The sequence below is a fragment of the Serratia sp. NCCP-200 genome (genome assembly GCF_059697885.1).
This window is the reverse complement of record NZ_BAAKUJ010000009.1, coordinates 79,232-93,714: the sequence shown is the minus strand read 5'-3', so window position 1 is coordinate 93,714 and position 14,483 is coordinate 79,232. Positions and strand designations below refer to the sequence as shown.

Below are 14,483 nucleotides of genomic sequence, written 5' to 3'. Positions count from 1 at the left end.
ATTTGTACTATAGCAAAACGCGTACTGCCCTGTTGTTGAGTGCGCTGCTGTGCGTTAGCGCAGCGCAGGCAGGCAAGCTCTCTATCGTGATCGATGACGTGGGCTATCGCCCACATGAAGAAAATGCCGTACTGCAAATGCCGACGGCGATCTCCGTTGCCGTGCTGCCCAATGCGCCTCACGCCCATCTGATGGCCACCAAAGCCCATAGCCAAGGCCGTGAAGTGCTAATCCACATGCCCATGGCTCCGCTCAGCAAACAGCCGCTGGAGCGCGATACCTTACAACCCTCCATGAGCAGTGAAGAAGTGCAGCGTATCATCCGTAATGCGGTGAATAACGTGCCTTTTGCGGTGGGTATGAACAACCATATGGGCAGCGCCATGACCTCCAGCCTGCCGGGCATGCAAAAGGTCATGCAGGCGCTGGAAAGCTACCATCTCTATTTTCTCGACAGCATGACCATCGGCAACAGTCAGGCCACGCATGCGGCGGCGGGCACCGGCGTGAAGGTGATCAAACGCAAGGTGTTCCTTGACGATACGGCCAACCCGGACGATATCCGCCGCCAGTTTAATCGTGCCGTCGAGCTGGCACGCCGCAACGGATCGGCCATCGCTATCGGCCACCCGCGCCCGGCAACGGTAAAAGTGCTGCAACAGATGCTGGCTACGCTGCCCTCCGACATCGTGCTGGTGAAACCCAGCTCGCTGCTCAATGAACCTCAGCAGAGCGGAAGCGGCTATGTGCCGCCATCCAAGCCACACAAACCGCAGCCGAAAAATCCGTTCACCGGTGGCATCAAGCAGTGCAAAGTTAAATTGCCGCAGGAAGGCGTGAATGCCAGCCATGCGCTGGGCATCATTGCAGAAAGCGTGGCGCAGTCGCCGGTCGTGGTGGTGATCAAACGCCATTGGCAGCACTGGATGGGTTCAGAACCAACCAAGCCGTAACTACTCATATTCCCCTCACCCCAACCCTCTCCCACAGGGAGAGGGAGCTGCTAGCCCCTACTCTTTTGGAAGTAAAGAGTTCATCTCAGCAACTCGATCGCCCCCTCACCCAAGACAGAACTCGACGGTTTCAAACACACTCGTTCGGTCCCCTCTCCCTTTGGGAGAGGGTTAGGGTGAGGGGTATCACATCAATCCCAGCTCAGCACCACTTTCCCCGACTGCCCGGAACGCATGGCGTCAAAGCCCTGCTGGAACTCATCAATCGAGAAACGGTGGGTGATGATCGGCGTCAAATCCAGACCGGATTGGATCAGTGCCGCCATCTTGTACCAGGTTTCGAACATTTCGCGGCCGTAGATCCCTTTGATAAACAGCCCCTTGAAGATCACCTGAGTCCAGTCAATCGACATATCTGAAGGTGGGATCCCCAGCATCGCAATACGGCCACCGTGGTTCATGGCATTGAGCAACGAACGGAACGCCGGTGGCGCACCGGACATCTCCAGGCCCACGTCAAACCCTTCGGTCATGCCCAACTCGGCCATCACGTCCGTCAGGTTTTCTTTGCTAACGTTTACCGCACGGGTCACGCCCATCTTGCGCGCCAGCTCCAGGCGATATTCGTTCACGTCGGTGATCACCACGTGGCGTGCGCCAACGTGTTTACATACCGCAGCGGCCATAATGCCGATCGGGCCTGCGCCAGATACCAGCACGTCTTCCCCAACCAGGTCGAAGGAGAGCGCGGTATGCACGGCGTTGCCAAACGGATCGAAGATCGAGGCCAGCTCGTCCGAGATATTGTCCGGGATTTTGAAGGCGTTAAACGCCGGGATCACCAGATATTCGGCAAACGAACCTGGGCGGTTTACGCCCACGCCGGTGGTGTTGCGGCACAGATGCGTACGGCCACCGCGGCAGTTACGGCAGTGGCCACAGGTGATGTGCCCTTCGCCAGAAACGCGATCGCCGATGCTGAAGCCTTTGACTTCCTGGCCGATGGCGACCACTTCACCCACATATTCGTGGCCCACGACCATCGGTACCGGAATGGTTTTCTGCGACCATTCGTCCCAGTTATAGATATGCACATCAGTACCGCAGATAGCGGTTTTGCGGATCTTAATCATGACATCGTTGTGGCCCAGCTCAGGCTGAGGCACATCGGTCATCCAAATACCTTCTTCCGCTTTCAGTTTTGCTAATGCTTTCATCGAATTACCTTATGCAATAACGCCAAGCGTCTTACCGATGCGGATAAACGCCTCAACGGCACGTTCAATCTGCTCCGGTGAGTGATCGGCAGACATCTGGGTGCGGATACGTGCCTGACCTTTTGGCACCACCGGATAGAAGAAACCAGTAACGTAGATGCCTTCCTTAAGCAGTGCGTTGGCGAAATCCTGCGCCAGTTTTGCTTCACCCAACATCACCGGGATGATGGCGTGATCGGCCCCGGCAAGCGTAAAGCCCGCTGCGGTCATTTTTTCGCGGAACAGGCTGGCATTGGCCCACAGGCGATCGCGCAGGGCGTCCCCGTCTTCGAGCAGTTCCAACACCTTGATCGAGGCTGCCACAATGGCCGGTGCCAGCGAGTTGGAGAACAGATAAGGGCGTGAACGCTGACGCAGCCACTCCACCACCTCTTTCTTGCCAGCGGTATAGCCGCCGGAAGCGCCGCCCAGCGCCTTACCCAAGGTGCCGGTGATGATATCGACACGGTCCATCACTTCGCAGTATTCGTGCGTCCCACGCCCGTTGGCGCCGACAAACCCCACCGCGTGGGAATCATCGACCATCACCAGCGCATCGTATTGATCCGCCAGATCGCACACGCCCTTCAAGTTGGCGATCACGCCGTCCATGGAGAACACCCCGTCGGTGGCGATCATGATGTGGCGCGCCCCGTCCGCCTTGGCCTGCTTCAGTTGCTCGGCCAGTTCACTCATGTCGTTATTGGCATAGCGATAGCGCTTGGCCTTGCACAGGCGCACGCCGTCGATGATCGAGGCATGGTTCAGCGCATCGGAAATAATGGCGTCTTCCGAGCCCAGCAGTGTTTCAAACAGGCCCCCGTTGGCGTCAAAACAAGAGGAGTAGAGGATCGCATCTTCCATTCCCAGGAAATCGGCCAACTTTTGTTCCAGTTGCTTATGGCTATCCTGTGTACCACAGATAAAACGCACCGACGCCATGCCGAAGCCATGGCTGTCCATCCCGGCCTTTGCCGCCGCGATCAGCGCCGGGTGGTTAGCCAGCCCGAGATAGTTATTGGCGCAGAAGTTGATCACCTGGCGACCATCAGCCACCGAGATATCGGCCTGTTGGGCAGAAGTGATTATGCGCTCTTGTTTAAACAGCCCTTCGGCGCGAGTGGTAGCAAGCTGCTGTTCCAGCTGCTGGTAAAAAGACGCAGACATTCGGTCATCTCCAGGATAGGGGCATTTTCGGCATATTTTACTGCTTTGCCGACAAACTGACGACATTCCGCCACAGAGAATCTGAAAATTGCAGCAGATATCACGGCAAACCGGCGCATAGTGTAACGGCACGGGATATTAAGAGCCGTACCGATGTTCCCAATGGCATGAAATGCTATTATAGGCAGCATATAGGGTGGGGCATTGTGCACCACCGGGAAGAACACAGGGGTAAACCCAATGATTATCGTCACTGGCGGCGCTGGCATGATTGGCAGCAACATCATCAAGGCACTGAATGAAAACGGATATCGCGATATCCTGGTGGTGGATAACCTGAAAGATGGCACCAAATTCGTTAACCTGGTCGACCTTGATATCGCTGACTATGTCGATAAAGAAGACTTTATCGCCAGCATCATGGCTGGTGACGATCTGGGCGACATCGACGCCATTTTCCATGAGGGTGCCTGCTCCTCCACCACCGAATGGGATGGCAAATACATGATGGATAACAACTATCAGTATTCCAAAGACATCCTGCATTACTGCCTGGATCGTCAGATCCCGTTCCTGTATGCCTCTTCCGCTGCCACCTACGGCGGCCGCACCGATAACTTTATCGAAGAGCGTCAGTTTGAGCAGCCGCTGAACGTTTACGGTTACTCCAAATTCCTGTTCGACCAATACGTGCGCGAAATCCTGCCAGAAGCGGATTCGCAGGTGTGTGGCTTCCGTTACTTCAACGTTTACGGCCCGCGTGAAGGCCATAAAGGCAGCATGGCCAGCGTAGCATTCCACCTGAACAACCAAATCAACCGTGGCGAAAATCCAAAACTGTTCGCCGGCAGCGAAAACTTCAAGCGTGACTTCATCTACGTCGGCGACGTGGCGGCGGTCAACCTGTGGTTCTGGAAGAACGGCGTATCCGGCATCTTCAACTGCGGCACCGGCCGTGCGGAAACCTTCCAGGCGGTGGCCGATGCGGTAGTGGAATACCATCAGTCCGGTGCCGTGGAATACATTGAGTTCCCGGAAAAGCTGAAAGGCCGCTACCAGGCTTACACCCAGGCCGATCAAACCAAGCTGCGCGCTGCCGGTTATGACGCACCGTTCAAAACCGTGGCTGAAGGCGTGAAAGAATACATGGCCTGGTTGAATCGTCCCGCTTAAGCGCTGAAGGAAGTTACTCACGGTATGAAAATACTGGTCATTGGCCCTTCGTGGGTTGGCGATATGATGATGTCGCAAAGTCTCTACCGCACCCTGAAGGCCGAGCACCCGTCGGCAGAAATCGATGTGATGGCACCTGCCTGGTGCCGTCCCCTGCTGGCGCGGATGCCCGAAGTCAACCAGGCATTGGCAATGCCGCTGGGCCACGGTGCCCTGGCATTGGGCGAACGCCGCCGTCTTGGCCATGCGCTACGCGCTAATGGTTATGACCGTGCCTATGTGCTGCCCAACTCATTCAAGTCTGCCCTGGTGCCCTTCTTTGCCAACGTGCCGCAGCGTACCGGCTGGCGCGGCGAGATGCGCTATGGCCTGCTCAACGATCTCCGCGTACTGGATAAAGCAGCATTCCCATTGATGGTGCAGCGCTATGTCGCACTGGCTTATGACAAGCAGCGGATACAGCGCGCCGAAGATCTGCCGCAGCCGATACTCTGGCCGCAGTTGCAGGTCAGTGACGAAGAGATTGCCGAAACCACTTCGGCGTTTAATCTCACCGATCACCGGCCCATTATCGGTTTTTGCCCAGGCGCCGAATTCGGCCCAGCCAAACGCTGGCCGCATTACCATTACGCCACGCTGGCACAGATGTTGATCGACGCAGGCTATCAAATCGCCCTGTTTGGTTCTGCCAAAGACCACGAGGCCGGTGAGCAGATCCGTGACGCATTGGCAGAAAAATCTCGCGATTTTTGCTTCAACCTGGCCGGGGAAACCCAGCTCGAACAGGCAGTGATCCTGTTGGCCTCTTGCCGGGCCGTGGTCAGTAACGATTCCGGCCTGATGCACGTTGCAGCAGCGTTGAATAAACCTCTGATAGCCTTGTACGGGCCAAGCAGCCCGGACTTCACGCCGCCGCTGTCCCATCAGGCCAAGGTGATCCGCCTGATCAGTGGTTATCACAAGGTACGCAAAGGCGATGCCGACCAGGGCTATCACCAAAGCCTGATCGACATCCAGCCACAGCAGGTGTTAGACGCGCTGACGCCGTTATTAGCCGCCAGCGAGGAATAATCATGCAGGTGCTGATCGTAAAAACCTCTTCGATGGGGGATGTGCTCCATACGCTGCCGGCCTTGACCGACGCGATGCACACCATCCCCGGTATTCGCTTCGATTGGGTAGTGGAAGAGGGGTTCAGCCAGATCCCTACCTGGCATCCGGCGGTGGATCGCGTGATCCCGGTGGCCATCCGCCGCTGGCGTAAAAACTGGTTCGGCAGTGAAACACGCCAGCAGCGCTGCGATTTCAAGCGCCAGGTGCAGGAGCGCGACTATGATATCGTGATCGATGCACAGGGCCTGATCAAGAGCGCGGCGTTGGTGACGCGCATCGCGCACGGCAGCAAACACGGCCTGGACTGCAAAAGCGTCCGCGAGCCTTTTGCCAGCTGGTTCTATAATCATCGCCATGAGATCGACAAGCAGCAGCATGCGGTGGAACGCATTCGCGAGCTGTTCGCCAAGAGCCTGGGGTATGCAAAGCCGCAGAGCACGGGTGATTACGCCATTGCCGCTCGTTTTCTAAGCCAACCACCCGCCGATGCCGGGCAATATCTGGTGTTCCTGCACGCCACTACGCGGGATGAAAAACACTGGCCGGAGGAAAACTGGCGCGAACTGATCGCACTGATCGCTCCGAGCGGCATAAACATCAAGCTACCTTGGGGTGCTGAGCACGAACGCCAACGCGCTTTACGGCTGGCAGAAGGGTTTGAACACGTTGAAGTGTTGCCCAAGCTCAGTCTGCAACAGGTTGCCGAAGTGCTGGCTGGGGCAAAAGCCGTGGTGTCGGTCGATACCGGGCTAAGCCACCTGACCGCCGCGCTGGATCGCCCGAATATCACCCTGTTCGGCCCGACCGATCCGGGGCTGATTGGGGGTTATGGGCAGAATCAGCACTCACTGATTTCGCCGGAAAAAAGCATGGCCACCCTCACCGCCGACGCCGTTTGGACAGAACTGCAAAAGGTTATTGCATGAAAAAGCTGCATATTATCAATTTAGGCAAGATGGGCGGGGTTGAGCGCCTGTTCCTGCAGTATATCAATGATACCCACGACGGCAGTAATCAGGTGATTTGCGTCAGCAGCGAAGTTGGCGAAGAGATCCGCCAACAGATGCCGAACCAGCAGGTCACCTTTGCCAACCGGCTGTTCAATTCGCTCTCTCTGCGTTGCCCACAGTTTCTGCGCAAATACCTGCTGCAAAGAAAAATCGAGCGGGCAAACGCCGACGTCATTATCGTGTGGGATCTGATCCCAGGGCTGGCGGCCAAGCCCAAGCGTGGCAAACTGGTCTATTATGATCATGGTTGCTCATGGCGCTACGCCAAAAACCACAAGACCTTGCGCTTCTTCGCCATGCTGGACGGCGTGATTTCTGCCTCCCATGCCTCAAAACGGGTGATGGAGCTGCGCTTTAATCTGCCTTGCCAGAATCCGGTGGTGATCAACCGCATCAAAACGCCTACCGGGATCGATGAAACGCCAAAATCATTGGCACAGCCGATCAGGATTGGGACTGCCTCGCGCCTGGTGAGCCTGAAAGGCATCAGCGTTTCTCTGCTGATGATGCAGGAGCTACTGCGCCGTGGGCACGACGTTTATCTGGAAATTGCGGGCAAAGGCCCGGATCGGGCAGCGTTTGAAGCCCTGGCAGCCAAGCTGCAGCTCGGTGATCGGGTGGTCTTCAGCGGCTTTCAGGATAACGTGGCGGATTTCTTCAACCGTACACAAATCTATATGAGCACGCCGATCACCGAACCCTTCGGCTTATCCTGCATGGAGTCGCTCTATTTTGGCGTACCGGTGATCTTCCCCATGGTAGACGGCCAGCCGGAAGCGGTGAAAGACGGCTACTGCGGCATTGGCTTGACGCCGACGGTATCCATTGAAGAGCACCAGCGGTTAACCGGCATCAAGGTCGATTTCCCGCACGAGGTCTACGATCCCCTCTCCGACAGCCTGGTCACGCCGAAGCTGTTGTCGCATATCGATTGTGCGGATGCGGTAGAGAAACTGCTGGTGGCAGAAACCTACCACCAGATGAGCCAGAATGCCCGGCACTACCCCGCTCAACATTTCAGCTATGCTCTGTTCAAAACAGAATTCGACGACACGCTGCAATCCTTTATTGCTTAACCGTAATGTGAGCCGGAAACCTTACTCCATGTTTAAAGAAACAGCCCCGCACCCCATTTTCAGCTACCTGATCTATCTGGGATGCGCCATTGCCTTTTGTACCATCCCTTTCGGCTTCGATACGGGGCGTAACCTGTTTTATGTCTCCAGCTATATTTCCTTTATTGCCGTTTGTCTGCACTTAAGGTACTTCCTGAAAAACAAAAGAAACCTGATCCTGCCGCTGCTGTTTTTCTGCGTAGGCATGGGGACGATTTTCTGGATGAACCATTTCAAGCAGCCCGGCGAATACATCAATATTTACCGCTCGTATATGTCGACCGGTAAGCTGCAGATTGCCACTGCGTTTATTTTGTTGATCGCGCTGAACGAACGTCTTTGCATGCAACGCGCCTTCATTGTCGTGGCGTTGGCTTGCGGCTTGGCCGTCAATGGTTATGCGCTTTATCAGGGCCTGCAGTTAGATATCTCGCGCGTGGAGCTTAACTTCGACCGCGCCACCGTCGTTGCCTACCTGATGACCGCCATCAGCCTGGTCATGATGAAGGCAATACTGATGCTGCGGACCAAGTATCGCATCCCGCTGTACGTGGTTGGCTTCTTGCTCACCTTCTCCACTCTGATCCTCACCGGAACACGGGCGGCCATACTGGTGTACCCCGTTGCGATCTGCCTGTCGCTGTTGGCAACCAAAGATCTGGTGACCCGCAAGCATAAGATCCAGCTGGTCGCCTCGGTGCCTTTATTGCTATTGGCCTGCGGCTTCGCCTTTAAGTCACAGATCGAACAGCGCGTTGCCGATTTCAAAACCAATCTGCAAATGATCGACCAGCCCGAAGTGGATAACTCGATTATTTCCCGCCTGACGATGCAGGTCATCGCCATACGCACCGGCTCGCTTGCGCCATTGGGACAATCTGCCGAACAGCGTGGGGAAGAAATCCGCGCCATCGTTGCGCAGGAGCCGCGGTTGTACGGGGTAACGCCTTACATCAACGTGCATCTGCATAACGAACTGCTGGAAACCTATTCGCTCAAAGGCCTCTGGGGAAGTTTGTTGTTACTGGCGCTGTACATCGGCCTATTCATCTCCTCATTTAAGCCGTATCGCAATGCGCTGTTGCTGGGGGTGACCTTCAGCCTGTTTGTCTACGGGCTTAGCGACGTTATCTTCTTCAGTACCGAAGGCACGGCAGTCTTCTGCCTGGCCATCATCGCCAGCGTGCTGTCGGTGAAAAAGCGTCAGGAACCGTCGGTATGAGTTCGTCACCGCTGCTGCTCAGCTTTATTGTGCCGGTATACAACAATGAAGACTTTGTCATCGCCAGCCTGAGCTCGTTATACGATCAGATCGGTGATGATATTGAAGTGGTGATTATCGATGATGGCTCAAGCGATGCGTCTGCGGCCCTGGTGAGCCAATTCCTGGCGGCAAGACAGCACCCGCATAGCAAATTCATTACTCAGGCAAACGGCGGCGTTGCCCACGCCCGTAACGTCGGTTTGCAACACGTCAGTGGACGCTACGTCGCATTTCTGGACGGCGATGACCTGCTGAGCAGCGACTATCTGGCGATCCTGCGCCCGCTGTTACTCACGGGCAGAGATGACCTGATTGATTTCAACTATCAGAAATTCTCTGGAAACCCGCCAGCAGTGCCCGCCAATAGCGAGATACGCTACCGTAGCTACGATTTCGAACAGCACGGCCTGGCCAGTCTGAAGCCGCTGTTTGAACACTCAATGTGGCACGTCTGGAGCCGGATTTACCGGCGTACGCTGCTGGCTGGGGAAACGTTCGAAAACGGCCGCCGCTATGAAGACGTTATCTTCACGCCGTTCCAATATTTCAAAACCCGCCACATCGCTCATCTCGACCACCCGCTCTACTTATATCGGGATAATGACCGTGGGATCACCCGCAACATCCGGGCGAAAGATAGTGAAGATATGCTGTTTGCCATGCAGAAGATGCTGCGCTTCGTGGACGCTCATCGCGGTGATGAGCCACTGCGGCAGCTGGCTGCCCTGATGCTCGCCAACGCTTTCTCGGAGTTAAAGGCCATGTCGAAGGCGGTCTACGGCTATTATCGCTACCCACCGGAAACCCTGGCGATCCTGCGCCAAACGGCGGCCCTGTGTAGCAACAGCGACGTTCCGCACAAGAAAGTCCGCCAGATGCGCTTCGCGCGCGTGGATAGCTGCCTGTCTAAAATCCGTCGCTGGCTGAAGAAACGCACCGGGTAACCGATGCGTTTTTTTCTCAAGGGTTCAGTGGTACGTGAGCCACGATCTCATCAAAAACCCGCTGCGGTTGTATGACACCCACCGGGCCTTCCGCTTCCAATGGCATGGTGTAGCCCGTGCGTGACTGATGAATGATACGGTGCAGTTGGTGATCCTGGATCGGCCCGGTTGAGCGCGGGTCAGCGGTGACAAACAGGCTGATGGTCTTGGTTTTCAGGGCCACCGCCAGATGAAGCGGCCCGGTATCTCCGGTCACCAACACATCGAGGCTGCTGATCAGCGTCAGTGCTCCTTGCAGCCCGGTTTTGCCGATCTGGTTGTCAACGCAAGCCTGGGTATTGGCATTAATCAGCCGCTGGAACTGCTGGGCTTTTCCTTCTTCCATCGGCGCACCAATCAGCACGAAGCGCATGTTGTCATAGCGAGCAACGAGCATATCCGCCAGTTTGGCAAAGTGCCCCACCGGCCAGCAGCGTGATTCTGTTGAAGCGCCTAGCTGGAAACCAATGGTGCAGAAATCAGGATTTTTACTGCCTGGCGTATAAGGGGCCGGTATTTCCATGGTCGGATCGTCGCTGCGGCAACCCAGAATAGAAACCAGCTCCAGCTTACGGCGGATAAAGTGGCCGTAATAATGGAATACGTAGTTGGTCAACCAAGGCTCCAGCCCACAGATCCCCGAGCTGTAGTTATCCCGGATGACATATTTAGCCCCGGCCATAATGGCGCTGATAATGTCATAGGGCAGATGTGAATGCATGATCAGCGCCAAATCAGGCTGATGCTCACGCAACGATTTCAACAGCGGCCCCAGGGTCTTTATTTTGCTATTCCAGTAGACTACGCGATCGTAATAGCGGCCGTTTTCTACCAGTTCCCTATTCTTTTCATGTACCACCAGCGTGATATGCGCTGCCGGGTAGCGTTCGCGCATCGCTCTTAACACCGGGGTATTGAACATGAAATCCCCCAGTGCCGTCGTGGAATAAATCACGATATTCTCGAACTGGAGACGGCTGTCGAAAGTCGCTGGCGGCTGGAAACGGCCGTACTTTGCCGTATAGCGCCGCAAGAACCAGTCAGCGGCCTTGATTTTCCATTTTTTTGACATGTTAATTCACTTTCAGTTGATAGTATTCAGCCAAGGTCATGCCAACCGTGCGCTGTTGCAACCAGGCAAACAGCTGCTCCAAATCGCGATATAACGCGTCAATATCCTGCTCGGTCTTGAACGTCGGGCTGCCTCCCGGCATAAACTCGGAGGAGTGCAGCATAAATTCGACGTAATCGTGCCCCTGTGCCAGAGAGCGTTCGACCACCAGCTTCATCTTGTCCAGATTGTTACCGGAGGGACGCAGCCAATGCACCGACGGCGAACGCTTTTTACCCCGCAGGCGGTCATAGCCCTGTTTCACCGCATTCATCAGCGCCGAATGTTTATACTGAATGCTCATTGGCACTTCCAACAGCGTGGAATTACCGGGTTTGGCGATATTGGCCGGATCGATAAAATAGGCCTGCGAGGGGAAATGGCGATAGTCGGTCCCGCCGTTGCCCTGCGGATTGCCGGGCGAATACTGCCAGTTAACGCGCGGAGTGACGGAACAATCGACCTGATAGCCATATTCCAGCAGCAATGAGGCATAAAACTCATTAAACGCCCAGCGCCCGGCACGGTGGCTGAGCATCTTGGTCTGGAAGGTATCTTCCAGCAGCTTGGTCATATGATCGACCTTGGCACGAATTTGATCGGCCGGGTATTCGATCAGATAGGGTTTATGCCGCCAGTCATCATCGGTGAGCGGCGTCAACGGTGGACTGTTCCAGGCGTGCAGATGCATGCCCACTTCGCCGGTGCCGCGTGCTATCACGTCGCGGGCAAATTCAACGTACTGGGTATCGACCGCCATTTCATAGTTGGTCAGATAAACCGGCTTGCAGGCATATTTTTCACACAGCGCCTGAAAGCGCGGCAAAAAACGCGTGTTCTCGGTCGAAATGCGATCGTGGTTTTGCCACAGATTATCGCCTTCGGTATCAATCGTGATAAGAAACGCCGGTTTAGTCATACATTGGGAACCTGATAGTCACAGATTTACATTATGTTACGCAGCCCCATTCCTCAGGGCAAACGACTTTATCGCCTCGTTTGGACAACATTGAGCCGTAATTGTCACTCTATGCCACTATTTTTTTCTGTGCAGGCAAGAAAACCGAGCAACAGTAGCCACATGCAATCGGGTCATTTAGAATCAAAGATTGGTTTCCCTGAAAGCGACTGACTATGAACGACGCGCCAGCCCCTGTTTCTGCCACGCCCATACAGCGTATTCTGATCGTCAAGCTGCGCCATCATGGCGATATGCTGCTGACCACTCCGGTCATCAATACGCTGAGGCAGAACTATCCCGATGCTCAAATCGACATCCTGCTGTACAAAGAAACGCAGGAGATGTTGGCGAGCAACCCGGCGCTGTCGCAAATCTTTGTCATCGATCGCCAGTGGAAAAAACAGGGCACCAAGGCACACTTGGGTCACGAACTGCATCTGATCCGTCAGTTGCAGGCACAACGCTACGATCTGGTGGTCAACCTGGCCGACCAGTGGCGCAGCGCGTTGATTACTCGCCTCACCGGTGCCCGCATTCGTCTGGGATTCGATTTCCCCAAACGCCGTGGCTTCCTGTGGCGTTACTGCCACACTCAGTTGGTGCCGGTAGCCGGGCACGAGCATCTGCATACCGTTGAACAAAATCTCTCGCTGCTGCAACCGCTGGGTTTACCTGAGCAAAACCAGCAGGTCACCATGAGCTACAGCCCACAAGATTGGCAGGCCAGCCACCAGCTTTTGCAACAAAATGGCGTCACCGGCAGCTATATCGTGGTACAACCCACGTCGCGCTGGTTCTTTAAATGCTGGAGCGAAGAAAAAATGGCGGCCACCATCAGCGCATTGCAGGCCGAAGGGCACCAGTTGGTGATCACCTCGGGGCCTGATGCCAAAGAGCAGGACATGGTGGCGCAAATACTGAAACAGTGCCCACAACAAGGGGTGGTTTCTCTGGCCGGGCAGTTGACCCTGCGTCAGCTGGCGGCGTTGATCGACCATGCCAAACTGTTTATCGGGGTAGATTCAGTCCCCATGCATATGGCGGCGGCATTACAAACGCCCTGCGTGGCGCTGTTCGGGCCATCCAAGCTGGTATTTTGGCGCCCCTGGCAGGTTATCGGCCAGGTGATTTGGGCCGGGGACTACGGCAGCCTGCCGGACCCGGATGCCATCAATACCGGCACCGATGAGCGCTACCTGGACCTTATTCCTACAGACGTGGTGATTGCAGCCGCGCGGAGCACGCTTGCATGAAAGCATTTCGCCTGGCGATTGTCCGCCAAAAATACCGCCCAGACGGCGGGGCAGAACGATTCGTTTCCCGTGCCCTGGAGGCGCTGGAACAACAAGATCTGGATCTGAACGTCATCACCCGCGAATGGCAGGGGGACGTTAACCCTAACTGGCACATCCACCTGTGCAACCCGATGAAGTTCGGGCGCATCAGCCGCGAACGCGGTTTTGCCGAAGCGGCTCGGACCCTGTGGCAGAAAGAGAGCTTCGATCTGGTGCAAAGCCATGAACGCATTCCCGGCTGTGATATCTATCGCGCCGGTGACGGCGTCCATCGCCGCTGGCTGCTGCAACGGGCACGCCTGCTGCCTGAGTGGCGGCGCAAATGGCTGTTTTCCAACCGCTATCACCGCTATGTGATGTGTGCAGAACGCGCCATGTATGCCGCGCCAGAGCTGAAAGCGGTGATCTGCAACGCCGAGATGATCAAACGGGAAATCATCGCCGATTTCGGCGTGCCGGCCGATAAAATCACGGTGATCTACAATGCCATCGACAATCAGAAATTTTTACCGGCGAATGAGCAACAGCGGCAGCAGTTGCGGGCGCAGTATCAGATCCCGCAACAGGCGCACTGTCTGATCTTTGTCGGTTCAGGCTTCGAACGTAAAGGGTTGGCAGCCGCAATTCGCGCCGTAGCCGCCACCGACAGCTACCTATTGGTGGTGGGTAAAGATAAAGCAGAAAAACGTTACCGCTCACTGGCACAAAAGCTGGGTTGTGGTGACCGGGTGCGCTTCATGGGCGTGCAGAAACAGACGCTGCCGTTCTATCAGGCCGCAGACGCCCTGTTGCTGCCAACGTTGTACGATCCGTTCCCCAATGTGATTTTGGAAGCCATGTCATGCGGGCTGCCGGTGATCACCAGCACCACCTGCGGTGGCGCTGAGTTCATCACTCCTGGGCAAAACGGCTTTGTCTGTGATGCATTGGACGTCAGCGCCCTCACCGATGCTATCGTTGCACTGCCACGGCAAGCCTTGGGATCGAGCATGGGAGAGGCGGCGCGGTTGCGTATCATGTCGGCCACGCCAGCACACCTCTCAGAACAGCTCATATCGTTGTATAACCGACTGCTGGACTAA

13 protein-coding genes are annotated in these 14,483 nt (G+C 55.7%); 9 read left to right on the top strand and 4 right to left on the bottom strand.

The window, feature by feature from the left end; all coding sequences use genetic code 11:
* The first annotated feature begins 2 nt into the window (after nt 1–2).
* Nucleotides 3–953, top strand: a complete 951-nt coding sequence (locus tag AC6HVW_RS22860) for a divergent polysaccharide deacetylase family protein (RefSeq protein WP_071683749.1) — start codon at nt 3–5, stop codon at nt 951–953.
* A 191-nt stretch (nt 954–1,144) separates the two neighbouring features.
* Here the strand turns inward: AC6HVW_RS22860 and tdh are convergent, their stop codons facing one another.
* Nucleotides 1,145–2,170 (bottom strand): L-threonine 3-dehydrogenase, encoded by a 1,026-nt coding sequence (tdh, locus tag AC6HVW_RS22855; protein WP_021181859.1) that lies wholly within the window; start codon nt 2,168–2,170, stop codon nt 1,145–1,147.
* Nucleotides 2,171–2,179: 9 nt separating this feature from the next.
* Nucleotides 2,180–3,376: a glycine C-acetyltransferase gene (gene kbl, locus AC6HVW_RS22850; RefSeq protein ID WP_186486576.1), complete on the bottom strand. Its 1,197-nt coding sequence runs from the start codon at nt 3,374–3,376 to the stop codon at nt 2,180–2,182.
* A gap of 240 nt (nt 3,377–3,616) precedes the next feature.
* Between kbl and rfaD the strand changes: the two genes are divergently transcribed.
* From rfaD to AC6HVW_RS22820, 6 genes are read left to right on the top strand one after another with little or no spacing between them, the layout of a single operon-like run.
* Nucleotides 3,617–4,549, top strand: coding sequence for an ADP-glyceromanno-heptose 6-epimerase (gene rfaD / locus AC6HVW_RS22845; RefSeq protein ID WP_021807264.1), 933 nt, complete (start codon nt 3,617–3,619; stop codon nt 4,547–4,549).
* A gap of 24 nt (nt 4,550–4,573) precedes the next feature.
* Nucleotides 4,574–5,620: an ADP-heptose--LPS heptosyltransferase RfaF gene (rfaF, locus tag AC6HVW_RS22840; protein WP_071683750.1), complete on the top strand. Its 1,047-nt coding sequence runs from the start codon at nt 4,574–4,576 to the stop codon at nt 5,618–5,620.
* A gap of 2 nt (nt 5,621–5,622) precedes the next feature.
* Nucleotides 5,623–6,588, top strand: a complete 966-nt coding sequence (gene rfaC, locus AC6HVW_RS22835; protein WP_071683751.1) for a lipopolysaccharide heptosyltransferase RfaC — start codon at nt 5,623–5,625, stop codon at nt 6,586–6,588.
* The gene (locus AC6HVW_RS22830; protein WP_186486577.1) at nt 6,585–7,748 is read left to right on the top strand and encodes a glycosyltransferase; all 1,164 of its coding nucleotides are present in this window, start codon (nt 6,585–6,587) and stop codon (nt 7,746–7,748) included. The genes rfaC and AC6HVW_RS22830 overlap by 4 nt, the downstream gene beginning before the upstream one ends.
* Before the next feature lie 28 nt (nt 7,749–7,776).
* On the top strand, nt 7,777–9,009 hold the full coding sequence (locus AC6HVW_RS22825) for an O-antigen ligase family protein (RefSeq protein WP_071683753.1): 1,233 nt from the start codon (nt 7,777–7,779) through the stop codon (nt 9,007–9,009).
* Complete coding sequence (locus AC6HVW_RS22820) at nt 9,006–9,995, top strand: glycosyltransferase (RefSeq protein ID WP_186486578.1); 990 nt, start codon at nt 9,006–9,008, stop codon at nt 9,993–9,995. The genes AC6HVW_RS22825 and AC6HVW_RS22820 overlap by 4 nt, the downstream gene beginning before the upstream one ends.
* A 16-nt stretch (nt 9,996–10,011) precedes the next feature.
* Here AC6HVW_RS22820 and AC6HVW_RS22815 read toward each other — a convergent pair whose 3' ends face one another.
* Entirely contained in the window at nt 10,012–11,106 is a 1,095-nt protein-coding gene (locus AC6HVW_RS22815) for a glycosyltransferase family 9 protein (protein ID WP_186486579.1), read from the bottom strand.
* A gap of 1 nt (nt 11,107) precedes the next feature.
* The gene (locus AC6HVW_RS22810; protein ID WP_065683743.1) at nt 11,108–12,064 is read right to left on the bottom strand and encodes a polysaccharide deacetylase family protein; all 957 of its coding nucleotides are present in this window, start codon (nt 12,062–12,064) and stop codon (nt 11,108–11,110) included.
* Nucleotides 12,065–12,279: 215 nt separating this feature from the next.
* Here AC6HVW_RS22810 and rfaQ point away from each other — a divergent pair, with 215 nt between their 5' ends.
* Together rfaQ and AC6HVW_RS22800 are read left to right on the top strand one after the other, a co-directional pair.
* Nucleotides 12,280–13,359: a putative lipopolysaccharide heptosyltransferase III gene (rfaQ, locus tag AC6HVW_RS22805; protein WP_024527877.1), complete on the top strand. Its 1,080-nt coding sequence runs from the start codon at nt 12,280–12,282 to the stop codon at nt 13,357–13,359.
* The gene (locus AC6HVW_RS22800; protein WP_059199338.1) at nt 13,356–14,483 is read left to right on the top strand and encodes a glycosyltransferase family 4 protein; all 1,128 of its coding nucleotides are present in this window, start codon (nt 13,356–13,358) and stop codon (nt 14,481–14,483) included. Before rfaQ ends, AC6HVW_RS22800 begins: the two co-directional genes overlap by 4 nt.

Bases quoted from the DNA above. Each gene is read 5' to 3' on its own strand.
- tdh (WP_021181859.1), bottom strand. From the start codon at position 2,170: ATGAAAGCATTAGCAAAACTGAAAGCGGAAGAAGGTATTTGGATGACC.
- kbl (WP_186486576.1), bottom strand. From the start codon at position 3,376: ATGTCTGCGTCTTTTTACCAGCAGCTGGAACAGCAGCTTGCTACCACT.
- rfaD (WP_021807264.1), top strand. From the start codon at position 3,617: ATGATTATCGTCACTGGCGGCGCTGGCATGATTGGCAGCAACATCATC.
- rfaF (WP_071683750.1), top strand. From the start codon at position 4,574: ATGAAAATACTGGTCATTGGCCCTTCGTGGGTTGGCGATATGATGATG.
- rfaC (WP_071683751.1), top strand. From the start codon at position 5,623: ATGCAGGTGCTGATCGTAAAAACCTCTTCGATGGGGGATGTGCTCCAT.
- AC6HVW_RS22830 (WP_186486577.1), top strand. From the start codon at position 6,585: ATGAAAAAGCTGCATATTATCAATTTAGGCAAGATGGGCGGGGTTGAG.
- AC6HVW_RS22825 (WP_071683753.1), top strand. From the start codon at position 7,777: ATGTTTAAAGAAACAGCCCCGCACCCCATTTTCAGCTACCTGATCTAT.
- AC6HVW_RS22820 (WP_186486578.1), top strand. From the start codon at position 9,006: ATGAGTTCGTCACCGCTGCTGCTCAGCTTTATTGTGCCGGTATACAAC.
- AC6HVW_RS22815 (WP_186486579.1), bottom strand. From the start codon at position 11,106: ATGTCAAAAAAATGGAAAATCAAGGCCGCTGACTGGTTCTTGCGGCGC.
- AC6HVW_RS22810 (WP_065683743.1), bottom strand. From the start codon at position 12,064: ATGACTAAACCGGCGTTTCTTATCACGATTGATACCGAAGGCGATAAT.
- rfaQ (WP_024527877.1), top strand. From the start codon at position 12,280: ATGAACGACGCGCCAGCCCCTGTTTCTGCCACGCCCATACAGCGTATT.
- AC6HVW_RS22800 (WP_059199338.1), top strand. From the start codon at position 13,356: ATGAAAGCATTTCGCCTGGCGATTGTCCGCCAAAAATACCGCCCAGAC.